Source organism: Psychrobacter glacincola (genome assembly GCF_965118485.1).
Classification (GTDB): domain Bacteria; phylum Pseudomonadota; class Gammaproteobacteria; order Pseudomonadales; family Moraxellaceae; genus Psychrobacter; species Psychrobacter glacincola_D.
In genome coordinates, this window is sequence record NZ_CBCPJH010000005.1 from 13,855 (window position 1) to 33,529 (window position 19,675).

Genomic DNA, 19,675 nt, shown 5'->3' on the forward strand with positions numbered 1-19,675 from the left:
CATGCTGCTTATGTTTGCTCAAACCTTGATATTAGCGACTTAACTATGAATAAACTCATTACTTTTTAGTCGGGCGCTGAAAGTCATCTTTCTGTGTTTGGCGAGCGCGGCCAAAGGCTAGGGCATGAGCATCAACGTCTTTAGTAATCACTGAACCGGCTGCAACGGTTGCGGTATCACCAATTGTTATTGGCGCGACCAAACTAGAATTCGAGCCGATAAAAGCATTGTCTTCAATAATGGTTTGCGATTTATTAACACCATCATAGTTACAAGTAATGGTACCTGCGCCAACATTGACATTTGTACCAATGGTAGCATCGCCGATATAGCTTAGATGATTCACTTTGCTGCCATGACCGATAACTGATTTTTTAATCTCGACAAAATTACCGACTTTACTATTATTGGCTAAGACAGTATCAGGACGCAGATGCGCAAAAGGTCCAATATCAACGCCATCGCCGATTTGCGCACGATCAATAACGCAATAAGGCTTTAGGTAACAAGCATTACCAATTTTTGAGTTTTTAATGATGCAGCCAGCTTCAATATAAACGTTATCACCTAATACGCAATCGCCTTCAAATACAACACCAACATCGACAAACACGTCTTGACCGGTGCTCAGCGTGCCACGGATATCAACACGAGTTGGATCAGCGAACTGGACGCCGGCTTCTTGTAAATCAGCGACCAATTTGCCCTGCCATGTGCGCTCTAAGTTAGCAAGTTGTTGGCGGTTATTGACACCTTCAATCTCAAAGGTATGCTCAGGCTCAATCGCAATAATATTAATACCTTCAGCGACCGCCATTTTTACAATATCAGTCAGATAATATTCTTTTTGCGCGTTATCGTTAGACAGTTTTGGTAAGTACTTATGCAGTAGGGCATTGTCAACGCAGTAAATACCACTATTAATTTCTTGAATCAGTTGCTCATCTGCACTGGCATCTTTTTGCTCGACAATGGCTTCGATATTACCTGCTTGATCACGTTTGATACGACCAAGTCCAAAGGGATTATCCACTGTCAGCGTCAACATAGACATACCGTCAGTATTAGCAGATTTCAACGCCGCTAATGTCTGGCAGCTGACTAATGGTACATCGCCATAGAGAATTAGGCTTTGCCCTTCTTTTGGCAAATCAGTCAACGTCACTTTTACCGCATGACCCGTACCTAATTGCTCAGTCTGGGCAACCCAAGTAATAGGCAGATGCGCATATTGCTGAGCAATGTGCGCCTGCACTTGCTCGCCGCCAAAGCCATGCACGATGATGGTGTCATCAACCGTTAATTGATGGCAAGTATCAAGCACATGACCTAATAGCGATTTGCCAGCTAGTATCTGTAGCACTTTTGGCTTAGCCGACTGCATACGCGTGCCTTTGCCAGCCGCGAGGATAATTATCGAAAGAGGAGAAGTCATATCGTTTCCAAAAGCTAGTTCTATAAATGTAACAAAATATAGTTTGGAATTATAGCGTAGATTGTCATTTAACCAAAACGCTATGTCGTGACATCTTTGTAATTCACCTATCACTAATAGCAACACGAAATCATGAAAACGGTTTGGTTAAAACTAGCTAATCTGCAAAGTAAAAGACTAGATTATAAATAATGACCCAAACTACCGCCGCCATAATACCAGCGATAATATCATCTAGCATAATACCTAAACCACCCGCGACTTTTTTATCTGCCCAGCCAATCGGTGACGGTTTGATAATGTCAAAAAAGCGAAAGAGTATAAAGGCGATAATCAGAGCAGCGATAGAAAAAGGTTGCGAGATATTGTACCAAAAATTACCATTAGCAACGCCCATATAAGACAACGGCAATAATGTAATCCACATGCCTGCCCATTCATCCCAAACAATATGTGGATCATCATGACCACCCATCAAATTTGAGGTGCGATCACATATCCAAATGCCAACGACGCAAGATAAAAGTGTGATAATCAGGAATGGTACAAAACCTAGGCTAAGTAGCGGTATCGCGACGATTAAGCCACCAACCGACCCCCAAGTACCGGGTGCACGGCGCGGTAAACCACTGCCTAAACCGAGACCAAGCCAATAAACTACACGGTCAAGCATATTGGAATTGACTGGCAGAGGAGGGCAATCATTGGCTTTTCGGATATCAGGCTTAACTAGGTCGTGATCAATCATGGGTTAACCTGCAAAATGTTGGTAACCCGTCAAATTGGGCCAAGTAGTGAACGGTGCGGGATGAATGGGTGTGACTGGTTGACTTTGATAATAAAGCTCAGGACGTAAATTCGTAGCAGCATCTATTTTATTTGCCACCGCTATGATGTCACCAATACAAGTCACAGGCGTATTGCTGTTATTATCAATAGGTGGCTCGATATGAGCAGGCAAGGTAAAAGCCAATTCATAATCATCACCACCAGCCAGCTGATATAACAAACGCTCAGATAAATTGATGCTAGTTAAAGAGTTGCTGGTCGGCAGCTGATCGAGATGAATACGCATGCTAACAGCGCTTTGCTCACAGATATGACCAAGGTCTTGATACAGACCATCAGAGATATCTATCATCGACGTTGCACCAACTTTGGCTAGAGCAGCGCCTAGTTGAATACGCGGCGTTGGCATATGTAGCCGATGAGTAAGCTCAATACCGACAGCAGTATCAGGATGCTGTAGCGCATAAGCGGCATCGCCAAGTGACCCTGAGACATAGATTTTATCACCAACTTGTGCGCCTGAGCGATAGATCGCAGGCGTGTTTGCGGCTAGTAATCCTTGCGCGCTCACACTTAAGACTAAGCTATCATTACGAGTCGTATCGCCGCCAATAAGCGTGACACCAAATAGCTGGCAGGCATGAAATAAACCTTTTGCAAATTCAGTCAGCCACTGCTCATTCGCAAGGCGCTGCGGTAAGGCTAATGCTAGTAAAATACTATGCGGGGTGGCGCCCATAGCAGCAATGTCTGAAACATTCACCGCAATGGCTTTATAACCGATGGCAAATGCTAGTTTATTAACTAGTTCCCAATCGGCGCTAAAGTGTCGACCTTGAACGAGCGTATCGATACAGCTGACCAAGCGCGATCCTGCAGGCAAGCTCATTACCGCTGCATCATCACCAATACCTTTTTCGACATTGCTGGACGATGAATGTGCAGCTTGCATTTGGGAAAATATACGCTCAATCAGTTCAAACTCATTCATAGCTAGTCTTTGCTTTCTGTAGCATCGTCGTCTGACGCAGTACTGTCTACTACAATGCTATCCTCTGAGGTCGCTTCTTCTGAGTCGGTACTGACCACATTCGAATCATGTAGTTCAACATCTGCTGCGCTAGTAATTTCTGCATTGTCAGTATTAGTATCGACGTTGCTGATTTCGTTAATGAGATTATTAACAGCGGTGCTTTCTTCAACATTAACAACGGTACTTTTTTCGACAGGCTTTTCTTCAACAGGTTTTTCATCAAGTGTGCTGTCTGCAACAACGATATTTTTTGCTGCCTCGTTTTGCTTACTCACTTTGTAATCCGTAATATTTGCCAAGGCTTTACTGGCACTATTACGTTTGACACTGGTATTATTGGCACTGATACGTGGCTTGTTTGATGCTGTGGATTTTTCTGCAACGGTATTCGCATCGACGTCTGAACTGCTGTCAGCACTGTTGTCAGCTTTAATAGTAGGCTTAGCTGCTGCTTTTTGCGAGGTACGTAGATTCGCTTTGCTATCTGCGTCTACTTCAGGGGTGCGGAGCTCAACTGCCATTCTATCAAGGACGGCATTAATCAGTTTATGAGCGTCAGTGGCACCAAAGTGATTATTCAGCTTCATCGCTTCATCAAGCACCACTTTATACGGAATCTCTAAACGGTTTTGTAGCTCGTAAGCACCCACTAATAAAATAGCATGCTCGACGGTATCAAGTTTATTGATTTCACGATCTAAGTGCTGGCTAATAAGCGCATCTAGCGCCTCAATTTGCTCTGGAATATCGCGCATCATTTCATGGTAATAGCCGATATGTACGGTATGCATGGCATTGGTCGCGCGCGTACGGGCAGCGATATCATGCGGCGCATTAGCCTTCCAGCCAAGCTTGCCATCGATATCAAAACGGCGGTCAGTGACCAGCCATTCATATAGACCTTGCATTGCAAAGCGGCGCGCCTTACGGATAGCGGTGTGACTGGTCTTATAAGAAGACTCACTCATATCAAAGGTTTGATCGCCCGCACTGCTGCTCGCAATACGCGTAGCTTCAGCTTGTTTATCATTGATTTGTGCGGTTTGTGCAGCGCTAATAGCGCGCTTGAGTTGGTCAGTCATAAAGGGTCTATACCTAATTCTAAAGTAATAAGTTTTAAGATAATAAGGTTAAAAATAAAATGTTAAATAGTGGTCGGCTGGCAAGTTTTGCCAGTCAGTCTTAGAGATGGTAATTCGATACTCATTTAAAATGTTAATACTAAATACTAATATTGAGGCTATCGTTATAACCATAGCCCCGTTTCAAACCATATATAGTATTTTTATGCTAATAATTACAACTACTCGTAATTGCAAATAAGACAATTAAGCCTCATCAGTGCCATCATCGATATCTAACTGTGATAGTACCGCAAGCATCTCTAACACCACCATCGCTGCTTCTGAGCCTTTATTACCGGCTTTAGTACCAGCACGCTCAATCGCTTGCTCGATACTGTCGGTAGTCAATACGCCGTTTGCTACTGGAATATTATAATCAGTTGCAACGTTGCTTAAGCCTTTTGCTGATTCGCTGGCTACAAAGTCAAAATGCGGCGTGCTACCACGGATAATCGCGCCTAAAGCAACAATAGCGTCAAAGCGATCAGATTCAGCAGCGCGCTGGGCAACCAATGGCAACTCGAACGCACCCGGTACACGGATTACGGTGATGTTGCTACCCAAGATGCCATGACGAAGTAATGCGTCAATTGCGCCATCAACCAATGATTCAACGACAAAACCGTTAAAGCGAGCGACGACGATACCGATACGAGCACCTTCGTTTTGATGTAAATTACCATCGATATGGGTCACGTCATTGCGCTGCTGTTGTAAATTTGACATAAAAAATCCTTTGCCGAATGGGCTATTAATAGAAGTATAAGAATCTAAATATTAGGAATCTAAATATATTGCTAGGTTCAAACCACGTATTTATCTGACTAATTACCGAATAAATAAGTAGTGAAATGAACGAAAACCAAATGATAATAAGCAGTTAGCGCTATGATAACATTTTTTGCTACTATATTTGTATTTTACCAGCGTCTTACAAACGCATTTGTATGCCTTGCGCTGCCATATATGCTTTGGCTTCCTGAATAGTGTACTCGCCAAAGTGGAAAATGCTGGCAGCAAGGACAGCATCGACGCCACCTTCTAACACACCTTCGGCTAAATGCTGTAAATTACCGACGCCACCTGAGGCAATGACCGGTACATTTACACGGCTAGTAATCTGCTTCATGAGTGCCAAGTCATAGCCTTTTTTGGTGCCATCGCCATCCATCGAGGTGACTAATAATTCACCGGCGCCAAGATCGCTCATTTTGCTCGCCCAAGCGACGGCATCAATACCGGTTGGCTTGCGACCGCCATGGGTAAATATTTCCCAACGTGGCATGATAATGCCATCAACTTCAATATCAGCGACGCGCTTGGCATCGATAGCCACAACGATACATTGATTGCCAAACTTCTGCGCCGCTTCACCAACAAATTCAGGCGTAAATACCGCCGCTGAATTAATCGCTACTTTATCCGCACCTGCATTGAGCAAGTTACGGATATCAGCAATTTTACGCACACCGCCGCCAACGGTTAATGGCACAAATACCGTTTCCGCCATACGTTCAACGGTATGATAAGTGGTATCACGCTCGTCATTGGTGGCGGTAATGTCCAAAAAAGTAATTTCATCGGCGCCTTGTTCGTTGTAGCGTTTTGCTACTTCAACAGGATCGCCTGCGTCTTTAATATCGACAAATTGCACGCCTTTGACCACGCGACCATTATCAACGTCCAAACAAGGGATGATACGCTTTGCTAACATGCCGCCTCACTTATTTATTAAATTAACGTAATAAAATTTACGCAATAGTTTATCCATGCATTCTAACAAAATTAAAAAGTCTATATCGTGATAATCTATCTTAATGTATTTATTTTAGAGTCTTGCCAATGAAGATTTTGATGGAGTGATGGTTACAACGCCAACTTGGCAAAAAGTCGACAATTTAGAGGATGGTTTTATGGCATTTAACGAGGCTTGTGTTGAGAAATTGGCGACAGTTTTATCTAAAACTTCAGCGGATATCGTCCTAACCACTACCCATCGTATTCATTATAATGAAATAGAGTGGCAGCAAATTCTGTATAACCGAGGAATAATGACAGGTAGAATCAGTAAAGTTAATACAGCAGGTAAGTTTACTGATTTATCTATTCGATGTATGGAAGTTTTAGAATGGGTAGGCGCTAATCCGAACGAAAACTATGTGATTATTGATGATGATAAATCACTCAGAGACTTGCCTATTGAGATAAAAGCTCGATGGGTTGAAACTGAGTTTCATCAGGGATTGACAACAAAAGGTAGTGAGCAAGCTCTGAATATTTTACTAAATAATGATTAGAAACATACTTTAAAGTTTTAACAGCTCAACTTGCTGGATGCCGTTCAATAGATTTTCGGTATAATGAAACATTAAAATGTCACTCTAATTTGAATAAACCTATTAAAGAGAAGCTTATGTCCGTCTATACCCAGTTAACCGATGATCAATTTGCTACCTTCTGCCAACGTTTTGGGGTGTCATTTAAGCGTGCCATTCCGATTACTCAAGGTATTAAAAACTCTAACTGGTTTATTCAGACGGCTGACGATGTGGATGGCGCACACTCTTATGTATTTACCTTGTTTGAAGAGCGTCCACCAGAAGATATCGAAAAAATGGCGGTTATCTTAAATCAATTAGACGGTAAATTACCGGTAGCAGCACCATTGTCATTGGTTGATAGCGCTGAGAAATGCTATGTCATACGCTACGATGATAAAGCGATTACCGTGGTGCCTTGTTTGGCAGGCGCGCATCCACAGCAGACGACGCAAGCCATGTGTTATGAAATTGGCGCATCGCTGGCAGTATTGCATGAAACGCTACAGCAGCTGCAACCCGCTGAGCAATACGGTGTGCCGCTGTATCCATGGAGCGATGTGCGCGACCGTGAAAGACAGTTTATGCCGGGTGATGAAGCGAAATTGATGAGCGATATCTGGCAATCTTATACGAACTTGCCCCTTGCGACTTTGCCAAAAGGCTTATGTCATTTAGACATGTTTGCTGATAATACCCTGTGGAATCTACAAAAAGGTGAAGAGCGCTTAACGGGTTTATTAGACTTTACCGAAGTCAGCGTCGAGCATTATGTGATGGATATTGCCATAACTATTAATGACTTTTGTACCACGTGGGGCGATGCTGAACAAGGCGAGTCAGTGAATTTTGACCGCAGTAAAATGACGGCTTTTTTACAAGGTTATGAGTCGAAACGACCACTTGGGGAAGATGAAAAACGCGCTTTACCAGTGATGCTAGCAAAAGCAGCGGTTATCTTTTGGCTACTACGTCTTAACGTCATTCATTACAACCGCACTGAAGGTCGTACTGGCGATAACATCATGGTCAAAAACCCCGACCTGATGAAGCGCTTAGCTGCTTATCATTGGTCACATGTTGAAAAAGCGCAAAATACGGTATTCGTTTTGGAACATGCACGTTATAAAGACGACGATAAAGATAACGATGTCGAAGATTTTAAACTAATCGGTGTCTTTAGCACTGAAGCCGAAGCCCAAGCCGCTATTGAGCAATTAAAATCACAACCTGGCTTTAAAGACTATCCAAACGGATTTCATATTGATGCTTATCCGTTGAACCAAATTAACTGGTCATCAGGATTTGGTTGCAACTAGAAATATAGTAATACGTCATATTTATACATATTCAAAAGGAATTTATCATGACCGATCAAGTTGATAACTGGCACAAACTGGCACGCTACGATACCAATATCCAAGGCGAGTTGCATGCTAATTTGCTGCGTAATAACGGTATTACGGTTTCACTGCAACCGCTGAGTGCGATGCCTGGTATGAATTCAGGGATTGTGCTATGGGTACAAGATACCGACTTGGCACATGCCAAACGTATTTTGGATAGTATCGATACGGATGGAGACACGCCTTATGAGATATTTGATGAATCAACAGAAACTGTCTCAAGCAGCGATTTAAATCCTGAACTAGACGACAATAACGGCGGTAATCAATAAATGTGTCAACTCTTAGGTATGAACTGTAATACCCCAACCGATATTGGTTTTAGCTTTGCAGGGTTTCGTCGTCGCGGCGGCATGACCGACAGTCACGAAGATGGTTTTGGTATCGCGTTTTTTGAGCGCAGCGACTGCTCGAATAATGACCATTCGGAAAACGTCTCAACTGGTCTACGTTTATTCCACGATAATAAACCAAGCCATTTATCGCCCGTTGCTGATTTGGTTAATAATTATCCGATTAAAGCGATGAATGTTATCGCCCATATCCGTAAAGCGACGCAAGGGCAGAATTGTTTGGCGAACACCCATCCTTTTGTCCGTGAAGTCTGGGGCGAGCAGTGGGTATTCGCCCATAATGGGCAGATGAATAGTGAATTTATTAAACGCTGCCAGCGTTTACAAGATAATGGCAATGCCTCACATTGTCAGCCTGTTGGTTCAACCGATTCTGAAATGGCGTTTTGTTATCTGGTTAATCGTCTAAAAAGTAGCTTTAAAACCCGCCCTGATGACCAAACGTTGTTTAACTTTTTGACTACCCAATGCCGTTACTTATCGGCTAACGGTTTGTTTAATTGCCTTATATCGAATGGCAGCTGGCAATTGGCGTATGCCGGCAGCTTATTGTTTTATCTCACGCGAAAAGCGCCGTTTGGCGAAGCAAAGTTGGCAGATGATGATTTGGCGATTAACTTTGGTGATGTAACCACTGATAAAGATAAAGTGACTATATTAGTGACTGTGCCACTCACTGAAAATGAAAAATGGCAACAATTAGCCGTCAATGAATGCTTAATATTTCAAGATGGTGACGTCATTTATAAAGACAGCCCAAGCCAGCGTAAGTTTTTGACAATTGAGGAAGGGATTGCGGTTGCACGTGCGGTTGGGGCGAGTGTTTAGGGTTAGCGAGTAGTTAATACTGATTAAATATAAACCCCACAACAGCGCTTAAACTTCTCACCTGACCCACAAATACACGGCTGTTTCTGTGTAATAGACATAGAAACAGTTGGATCTAAAAAGTACCAGCGTGCATTTGTATTAGTAGGTTTATCTACTATTTTGACGAAAGCAGATAATTCATGATGCGCCTTTTTCTTTTGTTCTTTGCCATCAAGCGTATTAAAGTAAGCCTTAAACTCAACTTGTGCATGCCTTTTACCAAGCTTTGGCGTGTGCGCGACAATTTCTAATCCTGCCCAATCTGTCTCTTTTGCCCAAGACTCAATCGCATTAATATCGAACAAGTCTTGCTGCGCAGGCAAGGTGGTTTTGACAATATATTCTGGCTTCACCAAGACAAAGGCGCTATAGCGCGTGCGCATCAGGCGTTCGGCACTTTCAGCTCGAGCGCCCTCACTGTTATCCGTACCGTCTTGATAAAAGTTATCATGATACGGCTGACAGCAATTGCTATAGGTTAATGCGTTGCTAACAGAGGTAAATAGCGGATGGACTTGGTAAGGGCAAGTTTTTATAGAAGGTTGCATAAAGTACTCTACTTATCGGTTAAAGCGTATTCTTTGAATTTTTAGAGATTTTACTTTGGCTGGTACAGCATTTTTTCTATCATCTCGGGCAATATACCCACTTTTAATTGTGCCCACGGCGTAGGGTCTCGCAGCTGGGCCCAAAACGTCTCAAAAGGTGGGGCAAAATAGATCAATAACGCAAGGATGGAATACAGCAGCAGATACCACCATTTATCTTTATGTTGATAAAACTTCATCGCCGTACCTGATGAGCGTTTCATTTTCATATTTGATAAATTAACACTATATAACTCGTCCAATGCCAAATGTACCATCGCGCCGCCGAATAAAAACAAGCCGTAAAACCAGCTAACCGTTAACGGTAAGTTTAAAATATCATAGCTTAAATAAGTGAGCCCCAGCCCCAATATTGCCATATAGGGTACGGAGTGAATAACGCCGCGATGTACGGTCATGTTGGTAAAAATAGAGAATACGACATAACGCATAAAGCCGTAACCTGCCAGCCATAAGGCTATTAGCGCCAACAAACTCAGCTCACTGCGCCAATGCATCACTAAGCCAAAAGCAAAAATAAACGAGGTGATATTAAACCCAAGTTTAATCGGCGTTGAGTTATCAGAATCTAAATCAGGCAGTAATCCACCGATGGTACCGAGTGCCACGCACATCAAAAACCCCGAATCATCAATCAATCCCGCTTTATAAACCGTTAGGCTCATCGTACCACTGACCATGAATGCGACATTTAAGTGGGTGTTAAAATTTGCCATAAAAACTCATCAATAAATAGCGCCCGAAAACATCATTTCGAGCGGCTTGCCTAGCCGTAAAAAAGCGCTCCATGATACCATAGAGACGCCACACGTCTAATAGAGATAGTCAATATGACCGCCACTGATTTACCCGTAAATACGCATTCTACGCCTCGTTTTGATAAGCCATTTGCCTGTGATAGTAAGCTTGATGACAGCTTTGCTGCTATTAAATGGCAAGCGCCGTGGTTAGGTCACTTAAACCAGTTAAGCGATATCAGTACAGCCATTACCCAGCTAAGTGGCGTAAATACTGAGCATACTCAAACCAATAAAATCGAAAATACGCCTGATATTATCGCCAAGGTCTTAAATACAGCGTTGCAGCAACAGGCTGACGTATTACAACAGAATCTGCCACAAACCAAACCGGCGTTGAATAATCAAGCCCAAACCTTGCGCTTTGTATCGCAAGATGCGTTGCCAGAAGGCGAGGTGTATGAGAGCTTTATCGGCGCGACGGGCAATATTCCGACGCGTGATAATTTACATGATTTATTTAACGGTAGTATTTGGCTAACTTTTCCAAAGACTAAAGCGCTGCTCAATTACTATCATATGCTCGAAATTGCAGAGCAAGGTATTGGTGCCAGTCGAGGTCGCGTTCGCGATACCATCACAGTATTTGACGAAAATGGTGCGATATTAGTGACCGCTGATACAGGTATCGGTGAAGCATTGATTGATTTTGATTGGCAGGAAAGCTTAGTGACGCCGCGTGAGCAGTGGGATAAACCAGTGCAACTGAATAGCGAATCTCAGGCTACGGTCTATATTTTCGGTCATGCTCTGCTAGAAAAGTTATTACAACCGCGCAAAGCATTATGCGCCCATAGTATCGTTATCTATGTGACCCAAGACTTTTTTGCCTTAACGCTAGCTGAGCGTATCTGTTATTTAGATCAGAAAGTGGCTGATTATATGGATGCCTTATTATCGCAACCGGACGTGACAGCGCGCAAACTTTCCCCATTACCTATTTTGGGTGTGCCACATTTTTGGGCAGAGAATGCTGATGCCAGCTTTTATGAAGATAGGCAGGTTTTTCGTCATGGTCGCCGTAAAAGATTGGAATAGTTATTTGTTATTAAAAGCCTAAAGTACTGTGACGGTTACGATTCTGCCACCATTCATTAAACAACTAGCGTTAACAAGTCTATGCTTATTTGTTATGGTTATAGAAAGTGATTGTTAATCATAACTATGTTATACGACTGATATATCAAGCTAGGTTACTTTCACTAACTCTATTCAATATTTCTATTTAAGTTTCGGGTCAAATCTCTAATCAATAATTTTTAAGAAAATATTGAATTCAAAACAATCAAAAAATGCTGCCATTTAGCCACCTGTTATAAAAACGGATTTTATCATTATTCATAACAAAGATGAGGAAGCTACCATGAGTGATATTTTTAACGTAAAAGACACCATTGCGGTCGCGGGTAAGGAACATACTTATTACAGCCTGCCAAAGTTGACCGAAACTTTTGAGCATATTAGCAAACTACCATTTTGTATGAAAATCGTCTTAGAAAACCTCTTACGTAATGAAGATGATGGTCAGTCGGTCGGCAAAAACCATATCGAAGCCGTTGCCAATTGGGATGCAGGTGCGGAAGCATCAAAAGAGATTGCTTTTATGCCAGCTCGTGTTGTCCTGCAAGATTTCACTGGTGTACCGTCAGTAGTCGACTTGGCAGCAATGCGTGATGCGGTGGTTGAGCTAGGCGGTAGAGCTGAGCAAATTAACCCGTTTATCCCAAGTGAATTGGTGGTTGATCATTCTGTACAGGTTGACGCCTACGGGCGCGAAGACGCGATTGATTTGAACGAGAAAATTGAGTTTAAGCGTAATAATGAGCGTTATGAGTTTCTGCATTGGGGCAAGAATGCCTTTAAAAACTTCGTTGTGGTACCACCAGCTACCGGTATCGTGCATCAAGTCAACCTAGAATATTTGGCGCGTGTCGTGATGGCTGCTGAAGTTGATGGCGAGTTGACTGCTTATCCTGATACAGTATTTGGTACTGACAGTCACACGACCATGATTAATGGTATTGGGGTGCTTGGTTGGGGTGTAGGCGGTATTGAAGCGGAAGCGGCGATGCTCGGTCAACCATCATCAATGCTTATTCCACAAGTGGTTGGTTTTGAGCTAAAAGGTAAACTTACCGAAGGCGTCACTGCTACCGACTTAGTATTACGCGTTGTTGAGATGCTACGTGCCCATGGTGTGGTTGGTAAATTCGTCGAATTCTATGGCGAAGGCTTGCACAGCATGCCGCTAGCTGACCGTGCGACAATTGCTAATATGGCACCAGAATATGGTGCAACCTGCGGTATTTTCCCGATTGACCGAATGGCAATTGATTATCTGCGTTTATCAGGTCGTGAAGAAAACCAAATTGAGCTGGTCGAAAAATACGCTAAGGCACAAGGCTTATGGCATGATGCGGATACACCAGCAGCGACTTATTCAAGTAAATTAGAGCTAGATTTATCGTCTGTTCAGCCAGCACTTGCCGGTCCTAACTTACCGCAGCAGCGTATCAATTTATCTGATATGCACGAAAAATTTGGCGAAACTTTAAAGGTGATGACCAAAGACCGTAAAAAGGAAATCGAAGCTAAGGTTCGCTTCGATGAAGAAGGTGGCAAACAAGACCAAGCAAAAGCTTTGGCAGCAAAGCCTAAGCCTTTTTGTGCGGAAGGAAGTTCTTACTGTACGGTCAAAATTGAAGATGAAGAGTATCGATTGCGTGATGGCTCTGTCGTTATTGCTGCCATCACTTCTTGTACCAATACCTCAAACCCAGCAGTTATGATTGGTGCAGGTTTGGTTGCCAAAAAAGCAGCGGCAAAAGGTCTAACCGCTAAACCATGGGTCAAGACCTCTCTTGCTCCAGGTTCAAAGGTAGTGACTGATTATCTTGAAAAATCCAAGTTGATGGATGAGCTAGAGAAAATCGGTTTCTATCTAGTCGGTTATGGCTGTACCACCTGTATCGGTAACTCAGGTCCGCTATTAGGGGCAATTGAAGGCGCTATCGAAGAAGGCGATTTGGTTGCCGCTGCGGTATTGTCAGGGAATCGTAACTTTGAAGGTCGTATTCACTCGCATGTGAAGGCTAGCTATTTAGCGTCGCCACCTTTGGTTGTCGCTTACGCGCTGGCAGGGACAGTTGATATTGATTTGACCACGCATCCCCTAGGGCAAGACCAAGAAGGCAATGATGTTTATCTTAAAGATATCTGGCCAACGTCGAGCGAGATTAACGAGCTGATTGCCAACAATATCGATGCGGATATGTTCCGCAAAAACTATGGTGAAGTGTTTGACGGTAGTGCCGCATGGAACGCTATTAGCTCAGCCGATAGCCAGCTGTATCCATGGAGCGAAGCATCTACTTATATCAAAAATCCACCGTTCTTTGATGGCATGACCATGGAGCCAGAAGGTATCCCTGATATCGAAGGCGCGCGTATTTTAGGTTTATTTGGTGATTCAATTACCACTGATCATATCTCACCAGCGGGTAACATCGATCCAGACTCACCAGCAGGTAAATATTTACAAGAGCGCGGTGTGATGCAAGCCGACTTTAATAGCTATGGCTCACGCCGTGGTAATGACGCGGTAATGACGCGTGGTACTTTTGCCAACATCCGTATCAAAAATACTATGATGGCTGGCAAAGAGGGCGGCTACACTTATTACTTCAACGGTGATAAAGCCACATTACAAGACGGCGAAGAAATGGCTATCTATGATGCAGCAATGAAGTATAAAGAAGATAAGCGTCCGCTCGTAGTCCTTGGCGGAGCGGAATATGGCTCTGGCTCTAGCCGTGACTGGGCAGCGAAGGGTACGATTTTACTTGGTGTAAAAGCGGTATTGACCAGCTCGTTTGAACGTATTCACCGCTCCAACCTAGTCGGTATGGGCGTGTTGCCACTGACCTTTAAAGATGGCGAGAATGCAGCAACATACAAACTAGATGGCTCCGAAGTACTTAGTATTACGGGTTTAGATAACGGTGAAAGCAAGACCGCAAAGGTCACTGCGACACGTGCTGATGGCTCGTCTGAGAGCTTTGATGTCAACGTCATGCTACAGACGCCAAAAGAGCGTGAATACGTGCGTCATGGCGGCGTATTGCACTATGTATTACGTCAATTAGCCACTGAAAATAAAAACGCTGCATAATAATTGGTTAAACTTAGTATGACAAAAAGCCCAATCGCGAAGACTGGGCTTTTTATTGGGTGAGAATACAAATATTCGAGAATGTATTGCATTAAATCATCTGAAGTTCTCATTCCAGCTCTCCTTAAATATTTTATTTAAGAATTTTTCTTTATCGATGCCACCGTCATTGTTCAAGCAAGTCTTATCGACAAAAAGATAACTCGTCCAGCTGATATCAGGAGACAGTTCATTGATTTCATTTACAATATCAACTTCACCAATTTCAGAAAAATCTCTAATAACAAGTTTCTGTGCCAGCTCTAAAATACGACGCTTTGTTTTATACTCATTAGAATTTGGATACTCAGCAATTTTGTCAAAAAAACCCTCGTAATTGATACTTAAGTCTTCATTTATGTATTCCTCACTCCAGAAGATATAATCACTCCAAAATGGGTCGGGAGACAATCCATTTAATTCAAGATTTATCTCCATTTGTCTTGATTCTGAGGGTGTGGCGTTAAGTAACTCTTCAAGTAACAAAGTGATTTTTTTCTTAGTGTCATCGTTCATTATTATTTCCTCTACTATTTATTACAATCTTATTAACCTTTCTCAGTCAACAACTTGATCCCCATGCCAATAAATATCACCCCACTTATTCTATTTAGAATCACTTCAATCGTGGGATTCTTACGCAGGTTTTCACTGAATTTTGACGCCAATAATGCCAAACACGCAAACCATATAAAACCAGTTGTGGCAAAGGTTAAGCCTAATAGCAAAAAGGACAACATGCTATTGGTATAACTGGAGTCAATAAATTGAGGAAAGAATGCCAAGAAAAATAAAGCAACTTTTGGATTAAAAGTATTGATTAATACGCCCTGCTTGTATATCTGCCAACCTTCTAAAGAGTTGTTGGTCACAAGCGGTGCATTGTCCGCCAAGCCATTTGCTATTAAAGGTGCTTTTTTAGTTATTAGCATTTTGAAGCCCAAATAGCATAAGTAGCTGGCGCCAATGTATTTGACGAGCGTAAATGCCATTGGTGATTTTGCCAGTAAGACCGATAATCCGAGCGAAGCTAACAAGGTATGTACTAGGATTCCTGAGGTAATACCCAACACCGAATAAAATCCTGCTTTTTGTCCTTGTGACATGCTACGAGTAATGATGTACATGCTATCTGTGCCAGGGGTTACGTTTAATAAAATACCCGCAAAAATAAATCCTATATAATTTTCAATACCGAACATAGCTAGAACCTCCTTGTGATAGCGTTAACAACCTCGCGTATTATAGATTACTTATACCTTGCAATAAAAATTATTATAAATCGATAAGCACATCACTAAATTTTTATAAAAGCATTAGGATGAAAGTAGAAGAAATGAATAATCGCGTCACTCCTCTCACCAATAATGATATTAGAAAGCATCAGGCGGTCTTTCCCTTTACTCTTTATAAGAAGTTGGTCGAACTAAAATACCTTGTAAAAAATAGAGTGGAGGTCATAGGGTTTTTGCTACTATAGCAAGAACGTATAGAACATTTATCGACAAGAGGAAGTTGAGATGAAACAGTTAGTTGGTATATTTGCCTTATCTATTTTTACTATCACTGCGGGAATGGGCGTAGCGCATGCCGAGCAAGTTTGTAAAGTTACTGATCCTACTGGTACTCCGTTAAATATTCGCGATAAACCCAATGGTAAGATTGTCAATAAACTACGCAATGACCGTGAAGTCGATATCACAGAAACCACTTACGATAGTAAAGACCGTCCGTGGGTGTATTTAGAAGGGTACTATCAAGGAGAATACAGGCAATGGGGCTGGGCGATTAGAGAGTTTGTCTCTTGTTATGAGCGTTAGCATAAAAGTTCACTGTTGCTCTGAGCTTTTAATAAAGAGGGTTCATCTCACATCAAAATAATGATGAATAATAATTTGAAGAAACGACAGACGTAAAAAAGCCCAGTCACCGTATGATGACTGGGCTTTTTTATTGTTCGCTTATTAGTCTAACCCAATGCTTAAAGATGCTAAGCAAAAGTGCTAATAAGTGACGCCGAATAGTGGCGTCCCCAGGGGGATTCGAACCCCCGTTACCGCCGTGAAAGGGCGGTGTCCTAGGCCTCTAGACGATGGGGACGCAGAGAGTGTTATAACTAAATAGTTACAACGGTACTTCACAATATCAGAGAGCTTATCTAACTAATAGAGCAAGCTGTGCCTAGGTGCTGATATCGTCCTACTAGCGAGTATTTATGGTTACGTTTCAGTAGTACTGAGCGTTGCAATAAATAGTATGGTGGAGCTAAACGGAGTCGAACCGTTGACCCCTTGCATGCCATGCAAGTGCTCTACCAACTGAGCTATAGCCCCTCGCTAAGAGTGTGCGTATTTTATGTAAGTGCAGCAGTCTTGTCAACCACTATTTTTAAAATAATGGATAAATATGCAAAAAAGTGTGATTAAAGTTGTTTTAGCTACTTAACAAGCCCAAATCAGCGTGGGTTTTGCTGACTGGCTATCTCTTTAATGGCTTTATCGGTAAAAAATTCTTCTTCTGTACCATCTAAAAAAATAACGGCAGCACATTCTGTGGGGATATATTGCCCACCTTTTTGTTGTACTGTACTGATACCTTTAAAACCAACGATATCAGAATTGCTTAATGTATCTAAATTATAATTGGTATAACTACAGTAGGTGGTGTATATCCACTTTAGGTCTTCGAAATCTTGACCGGTAGTTAAATTTAGCTTGTCATTGTATAGCTCTTTTACGATGGCATCATAGTATCTTTGCGCTTCTTTTAGCGTGTTAAAAACATAATCTTTGCTTTCTATCGTGACGGTCTTGGCGCTCATTTTTATTTCCAATTGAGAGTTTAAATAAATAATATTCGTATGCCAGTGCTGAGATTAACGTAGAGAGGGGTCAGTAATAGCCTGACCCCTCTTTTTTATTCACTAATAATATTATGAATCAATAGTGTTATTAACAAACAACTAAAAAACTATTCAGCAGCCAAAAAATCAGGCAACTCAGCTGCTTGTTTCTCAAGCTTTTTAAGCTTCTTTTTACCCAAACCACCTAGTACATCAATGGCATGACGCAAACGTATCAGCGTCATATCGGCACCGATAATTGCCATAGAGTTCATGACTGGCGTTGAAGAAGTACTACCAGCAATAGCGACAAAGAAAGGCGCCATGAAATCGCGCATTTTAATGTCAAGATGTGCAGCAAGACCTTTTAACGTGGCGTAGATGTTTTCTTCTGACCACGTTGGTAGTGTTTCAAGTTGCCAAAGCGCCAGTTGTAGCATCTCTATGATTTGCTCAGCCGTCAGTGATTTATGGGTAAAGCTCTCGGCAGTAATACTCGGCAGATTTTGGAAATAAAACCCACTCCAATTAACCGCATCAGACAATAATTCAATACGAGGCTGAATCGCTGCGGCGATAGCGGTTAATTTATCACTGTTACTTGCCCAGTCGAGGATTTTATTTTTGAGCTCTTCAGGCGTTAGAGCACGTAGCCATTCGGCGTTCAGCCAATTAAGCTTTTCGATATCGAAAATAGGACCGCCAAGTGACACACGCTGAATATCAAAACTAGCAATCATCTCATCCAAGGTAAATTTCTCAGCTTCGTCAGGCATTGAGTAACCCATGCGACCGAGATAGTTTAGCAATGCTTCAGGTAGTACGCCAGCATCACGATAATAGGTAATGGAGGTTGGGTTCTTACGTTTAGAGAGTTTTGATTTATCTGGGTTACGCAGTAATGGCATATGGCATAGTACTGGCATCTCCCAACCAAAATACTCATAAAGCAGCTGATGTTTCGGCGCAGAATTCAGCCACTCTTCACCGCGCAATACGTGGCTAATATCCATCAAATGGTCATCAACGACGTTGGCCAAATGATAAGTTGGCATACCGTCGGTTTTTAGTAGCACTTGCATATCCACTTGCGTCCAAGGAATCTCAACCGTTCCACGTAGCATATCTTGTACCTGACAAACGCCTTCGGTTGGCACGCGCATACGAATAACATGTGGTTTTCCCTCAGCGACCAATTGCTCAGTTTTCTCAGCATCTAAATGGGAACAGCGACCGTCATAACGTGGCGTTTCGCCATTGGCCATTTGCTCAGCGCGCATCGTATCCAATTCTTCGCTGCTACAAAAACAACGAAAGGCATGATTGCTATCTATGAGCTGCTCGGCGTGTTTCTTATAAATATCACTACGCTCGCTCTGGCGGTAAGGCGCGTGCGGTCCACCGATATCTGGACCTTCTGCCCAATCAAGACCTACCCAACGTAGTGCATCTAAAATCATTTTTTCAGATTGCTCGGTTGAGCGCGTTTGATCGGTATCTTCAATACGTAAAATAAATTCGCCACCATGAGCTTTTGCAAAAGCTAAGTTAAATAGCGCGATATAAGCAGTGCCAACGTGCGGAAAACCGGTCGGTGAGGGCGCGATACGGGTACGGACAGGACGACTGCTGGTGGCAGCATTTTGGTTATGACTGGAGGTTTGCATCATAGAAATCTCGGAATGTGATTGTCAGGGTAAATGACCATTAAAATACGACTGAAACAATAGCGGTCAAAGTAGAAAAATAGCGTAAAATATAGCGCTAGTATAACAGAGCGCGGGAATATTTTTAACGAAATGCCCTTCTAGCGCTTGACTACCCGTGTATCCTTGCGATAATAATGTCACGTAAGCCATAACTTGTTTATTTTCATCTGATTTTTTACTA

At 42.5% G+C, this 19,675-nt stretch carries 19 protein-coding genes and 2 tRNA genes; 7 read left to right on the top strand and 14 right to left on the bottom strand.

Translation table 11 applies throughout. From position 1 onward, the window contains the following. Positions 1 to 58: 58 nt before the first annotated feature. From glmU to hisF, 6 genes are all read right to left on the bottom strand, one after another. Positions 59 to 1,435 carry a bifunctional UDP-N-acetylglucosamine diphosphorylase/glucosamine-1-phosphate N-acetyltransferase GlmU gene (gene glmU / locus ACMHKH_RS02325; protein WP_413519071.1) on the bottom strand — a complete coding sequence of 459 codons (1,377 nt, stop codon included), beginning with the start codon at positions 1,433 to 1,435 and terminating at the stop codon, positions 59 to 61. Positions 1,436 to 1,592: 157 nt separating this feature from the next. Further along, a complete protein-coding gene (locus ACMHKH_RS02330) occupies positions 1,593 to 2,183 on the bottom strand; it encodes a phosphatidylglycerophosphatase A (protein WP_413519072.1) in 591 nt (196 codons plus the stop codon). Positions 2,184 to 2,186: 3 nt separating this feature from the next. Beyond that, positions 2,187 to 3,215, bottom strand: coding sequence for a thiamine-phosphate kinase (gene thiL, locus ACMHKH_RS02335; protein WP_413519073.1), 1,029 nt, complete (start codon positions 3,213 to 3,215; stop codon positions 2,187 to 2,189). A gap of 2 nt (positions 3,216 to 3,217) precedes the next feature. Then, on the bottom strand, positions 3,218 to 4,339 hold the full coding sequence (gene nusB / locus ACMHKH_RS02340; protein WP_413519074.1) for a transcription antitermination factor NusB: 1,122 nt from the start codon (positions 4,337 to 4,339) through the stop codon (positions 3,218 to 3,220). Positions 4,340 to 4,585: 246 nt separating this feature from the next. Next, complete coding sequence (gene ribE, locus ACMHKH_RS02345; RefSeq protein ID WP_413519075.1) at positions 4,586 to 5,107, bottom strand: 6,7-dimethyl-8-ribityllumazine synthase; 522 nt, start codon at positions 5,105 to 5,107, stop codon at positions 4,586 to 4,588. 205 nt (positions 5,108 to 5,312) lie between these two features. Further along, a complete protein-coding gene (hisF, locus tag ACMHKH_RS02350; RefSeq protein WP_413519076.1) occupies positions 5,313 to 6,095 on the bottom strand; it encodes an imidazole glycerol phosphate synthase subunit HisF in 783 nt (260 codons plus the stop codon). 145 nt (positions 6,096 to 6,240) lie between these two features. Here hisF and ACMHKH_RS02355 point away from each other — a divergent pair, with 145 nt between their 5' ends. The 4 genes from ACMHKH_RS02355 to ACMHKH_RS02370 all read left to right on the top strand — a co-directional run bounded on the left by ACMHKH_RS02355 (position 6,241) and on the right by ACMHKH_RS02370 (position 9,286). Then, the gene (locus ACMHKH_RS02355; protein WP_413519077.1) at positions 6,241 to 6,678 is read left to right on the top strand and encodes an HAD domain-containing protein; all 438 of its coding nucleotides are present in this window, start codon (positions 6,241 to 6,243) and stop codon (positions 6,676 to 6,678) included. A gap of 116 nt (positions 6,679 to 6,794) precedes the next feature. After that, positions 6,795 to 8,018: a homoserine kinase gene (locus tag ACMHKH_RS02360; protein ID WP_413519078.1), complete on the top strand. Its 1,224-nt coding sequence runs from the start codon at positions 6,795 to 6,797 to the stop codon at positions 8,016 to 8,018. A gap of 47 nt (positions 8,019 to 8,065) precedes the next feature. Then, on the top strand, positions 8,066 to 8,377 hold the full coding sequence (locus ACMHKH_RS02365; RefSeq protein ID WP_413519079.1) for a hypothetical protein: 312 nt from the start codon (positions 8,066 to 8,068) through the stop codon (positions 8,375 to 8,377). After that, positions 8,378 to 9,286, top strand: a complete 909-nt coding sequence (locus tag ACMHKH_RS02370; protein ID WP_413519080.1) for a class II glutamine amidotransferase — start codon at positions 8,378 to 8,380, stop codon at positions 9,284 to 9,286. It begins immediately after the preceding gene. Between the two features lie 23 nt (positions 9,287 to 9,309). Here ACMHKH_RS02370 and ACMHKH_RS02375 read toward each other — a convergent pair whose 3' ends face one another. Beyond that, on the bottom strand, positions 9,310 to 9,876 hold the full coding sequence (locus ACMHKH_RS02375) for a YchJ family protein (RefSeq protein WP_413519081.1): 567 nt from the start codon (positions 9,874 to 9,876) through the stop codon (positions 9,310 to 9,312). A gap of 50 nt (positions 9,877 to 9,926) precedes the next feature. Then, the gene (locus ACMHKH_RS02380) at positions 9,927 to 10,652 is read right to left on the bottom strand and encodes a metal-dependent hydrolase (RefSeq protein ID WP_413519082.1); all 726 of its coding nucleotides are present in this window, start codon (positions 10,650 to 10,652) and stop codon (positions 9,927 to 9,929) included. 114 nt (positions 10,653 to 10,766) lie between these two features. On the opposite strand from ACMHKH_RS02380, the gene ACMHKH_RS02385 reads away from it, so the two are divergent. Together ACMHKH_RS02385 and acnA are read left to right on the top strand one after the other, a co-directional pair. Beyond that, positions 10,767 to 11,771, top strand: coding sequence for a DUF3025 domain-containing protein (locus ACMHKH_RS02385; protein ID WP_413519083.1), 1,005 nt, complete (start codon positions 10,767 to 10,769; stop codon positions 11,769 to 11,771). Positions 11,772 to 12,096: 325 nt separating this feature from the next. Further along, positions 12,097 to 14,904, top strand: a complete 2,808-nt coding sequence (acnA, locus tag ACMHKH_RS02390) for an aconitate hydratase AcnA (RefSeq protein ID WP_413519084.1) — start codon at positions 12,097 to 12,099, stop codon at positions 14,902 to 14,904. A 96-nt stretch (positions 14,905 to 15,000) separates the two neighbouring features. Here acnA and ACMHKH_RS02395 read toward each other — a convergent pair whose 3' ends face one another. Together ACMHKH_RS02395 and ACMHKH_RS02400 are read right to left on the bottom strand one after the other, a co-directional pair. Next, complete coding sequence (locus tag ACMHKH_RS02395; RefSeq protein WP_413519085.1) at positions 15,001 to 15,459, bottom strand: hypothetical protein; 459 nt, start codon at positions 15,457 to 15,459, stop codon at positions 15,001 to 15,003. A gap of 32 nt (positions 15,460 to 15,491) precedes the next feature. Then, positions 15,492 to 16,145 (bottom strand): LysE family translocator, encoded by a 654-nt coding sequence (locus ACMHKH_RS02400; protein WP_413519086.1) that lies wholly within the window; start codon positions 16,143 to 16,145, stop codon positions 15,492 to 15,494. Between the two features lie 318 nt (positions 16,146 to 16,463). On the opposite strand from ACMHKH_RS02400, the gene ACMHKH_RS02405 reads away from it, so the two are divergent. Further along, entirely contained in the window at positions 16,464 to 16,763 is a 300-nt protein-coding gene (locus tag ACMHKH_RS02405; RefSeq protein WP_413519087.1) for a hypothetical protein, read from the top strand. A gap of 204 nt (positions 16,764 to 16,967) precedes the next feature. On the opposite strand, the gene ACMHKH_RS02410 is transcribed toward ACMHKH_RS02405, so the two are convergent. The 4 genes from ACMHKH_RS02410 to gltX form a co-directional block, all read right to left on the bottom strand. Further along, positions 16,968 to 17,043, bottom strand: a tRNA-Glu gene (locus tag ACMHKH_RS02410). Between the two features lie 157 nt (positions 17,044 to 17,200). Beyond that, a tRNA-Ala gene (locus ACMHKH_RS02415) sits at positions 17,201 to 17,276 on the bottom strand. Positions 17,277 to 17,398: 122 nt separating this feature from the next. Then, the gene (locus ACMHKH_RS02420; protein WP_413519088.1) at positions 17,399 to 17,764 is read right to left on the bottom strand and encodes a hypothetical protein; all 366 of its coding nucleotides are present in this window, start codon (positions 17,762 to 17,764) and stop codon (positions 17,399 to 17,401) included. A 149-nt stretch (positions 17,765 to 17,913) separates the two neighbouring features. Next, the gene (gltX, locus tag ACMHKH_RS02425) at positions 17,914 to 19,452 is read right to left on the bottom strand and encodes a glutamate--tRNA ligase (RefSeq protein WP_413519172.1); all 1,539 of its coding nucleotides are present in this window, start codon (positions 19,450 to 19,452) and stop codon (positions 17,914 to 17,916) included. Positions 19,453 to 19,675: the final 223 nt, after the last annotated feature.

What these genes read in the sequence shown, in the direction of transcription:
- ACMHKH_RS02380 (WP_413519082.1), bottom strand. Translation starts at nt 10,652, where the DNA reads ATGGCAAATTTTAACACCCACTTAAATGTCGCATTCATGGTCAGTGGT.
- ACMHKH_RS02395 (WP_413519085.1), bottom strand. Translation starts at nt 15,459, where the DNA reads ATGAACGATGACACTAAGAAAAAAATCACTTTGTTACTTGAAGAGTTA.
- ACMHKH_RS02420 (WP_413519088.1), bottom strand. Translation starts at nt 17,764, where the DNA reads ATGAGCGCCAAGACCGTCACGATAGAAAGCAAAGATTATGTTTTTAAC.
- ACMHKH_RS02330 (WP_413519072.1), bottom strand. Translation starts at nt 2,183, where the DNA reads ATGATTGATCACGACCTAGTTAAGCCTGATATCCGAAAAGCCAATGAT.
- ribE (WP_413519075.1), bottom strand. Translation starts at nt 5,107, where the DNA reads ATGTCAAATTTACAACAGCAGCGCAATGACGTGACCCATATCGATGGT.
- ACMHKH_RS02375 (WP_413519081.1), bottom strand. Translation starts at nt 9,876, where the DNA reads ATGCAACCTTCTATAAAAACTTGCCCTTACCAAGTCCATCCGCTATTT.
- ACMHKH_RS02370 (WP_413519080.1), top strand. Translation starts at nt 8,378, where the DNA reads ATGTGTCAACTCTTAGGTATGAACTGTAATACCCCAACCGATATTGGT.
- hisF (WP_413519076.1), bottom strand. Translation starts at nt 6,095, where the DNA reads ATGTTAGCAAAGCGTATCATCCCTTGTTTGGACGTTGATAATGGTCGC.
- ACMHKH_RS02405 (WP_413519087.1), top strand. Translation starts at nt 16,464, where the DNA reads ATGAAACAGTTAGTTGGTATATTTGCCTTATCTATTTTTACTATCACT.
- gltX (WP_413519172.1), bottom strand. Translation starts at nt 19,452, where the DNA reads ATGCAAACCTCCAGTCATAACCAAAATGCTGCCACCAGCAGTCGTCCT.
- thiL (WP_413519073.1), bottom strand. Translation starts at nt 3,215, where the DNA reads ATGAATGAGTTTGAACTGATTGAGCGTATATTTTCCCAAATGCAAGCT.
- nusB (WP_413519074.1), bottom strand. Translation starts at nt 4,339, where the DNA reads ATGACTGACCAACTCAAGCGCGCTATTAGCGCTGCACAAACCGCACAA.
- acnA (WP_413519084.1), top strand. Translation starts at nt 12,097, where the DNA reads ATGAGTGATATTTTTAACGTAAAAGACACCATTGCGGTCGCGGGTAAG.
- ACMHKH_RS02400 (WP_413519086.1), bottom strand. Translation starts at nt 16,145, where the DNA reads ATGTTCGGTATTGAAAATTATATAGGATTTATTTTTGCGGGTATTTTA.
- ACMHKH_RS02365 (WP_413519079.1), top strand. Translation starts at nt 8,066, where the DNA reads ATGACCGATCAAGTTGATAACTGGCACAAACTGGCACGCTACGATACC.
- ACMHKH_RS02385 (WP_413519083.1), top strand. Translation starts at nt 10,767, where the DNA reads ATGACCGCCACTGATTTACCCGTAAATACGCATTCTACGCCTCGTTTT.
- ACMHKH_RS02360 (WP_413519078.1), top strand. Translation starts at nt 6,795, where the DNA reads ATGTCCGTCTATACCCAGTTAACCGATGATCAATTTGCTACCTTCTGC.
- glmU (WP_413519071.1), bottom strand. Translation starts at nt 1,435, where the DNA reads ATGACTTCTCCTCTTTCGATAATTATCCTCGCGGCTGGCAAAGGCACG.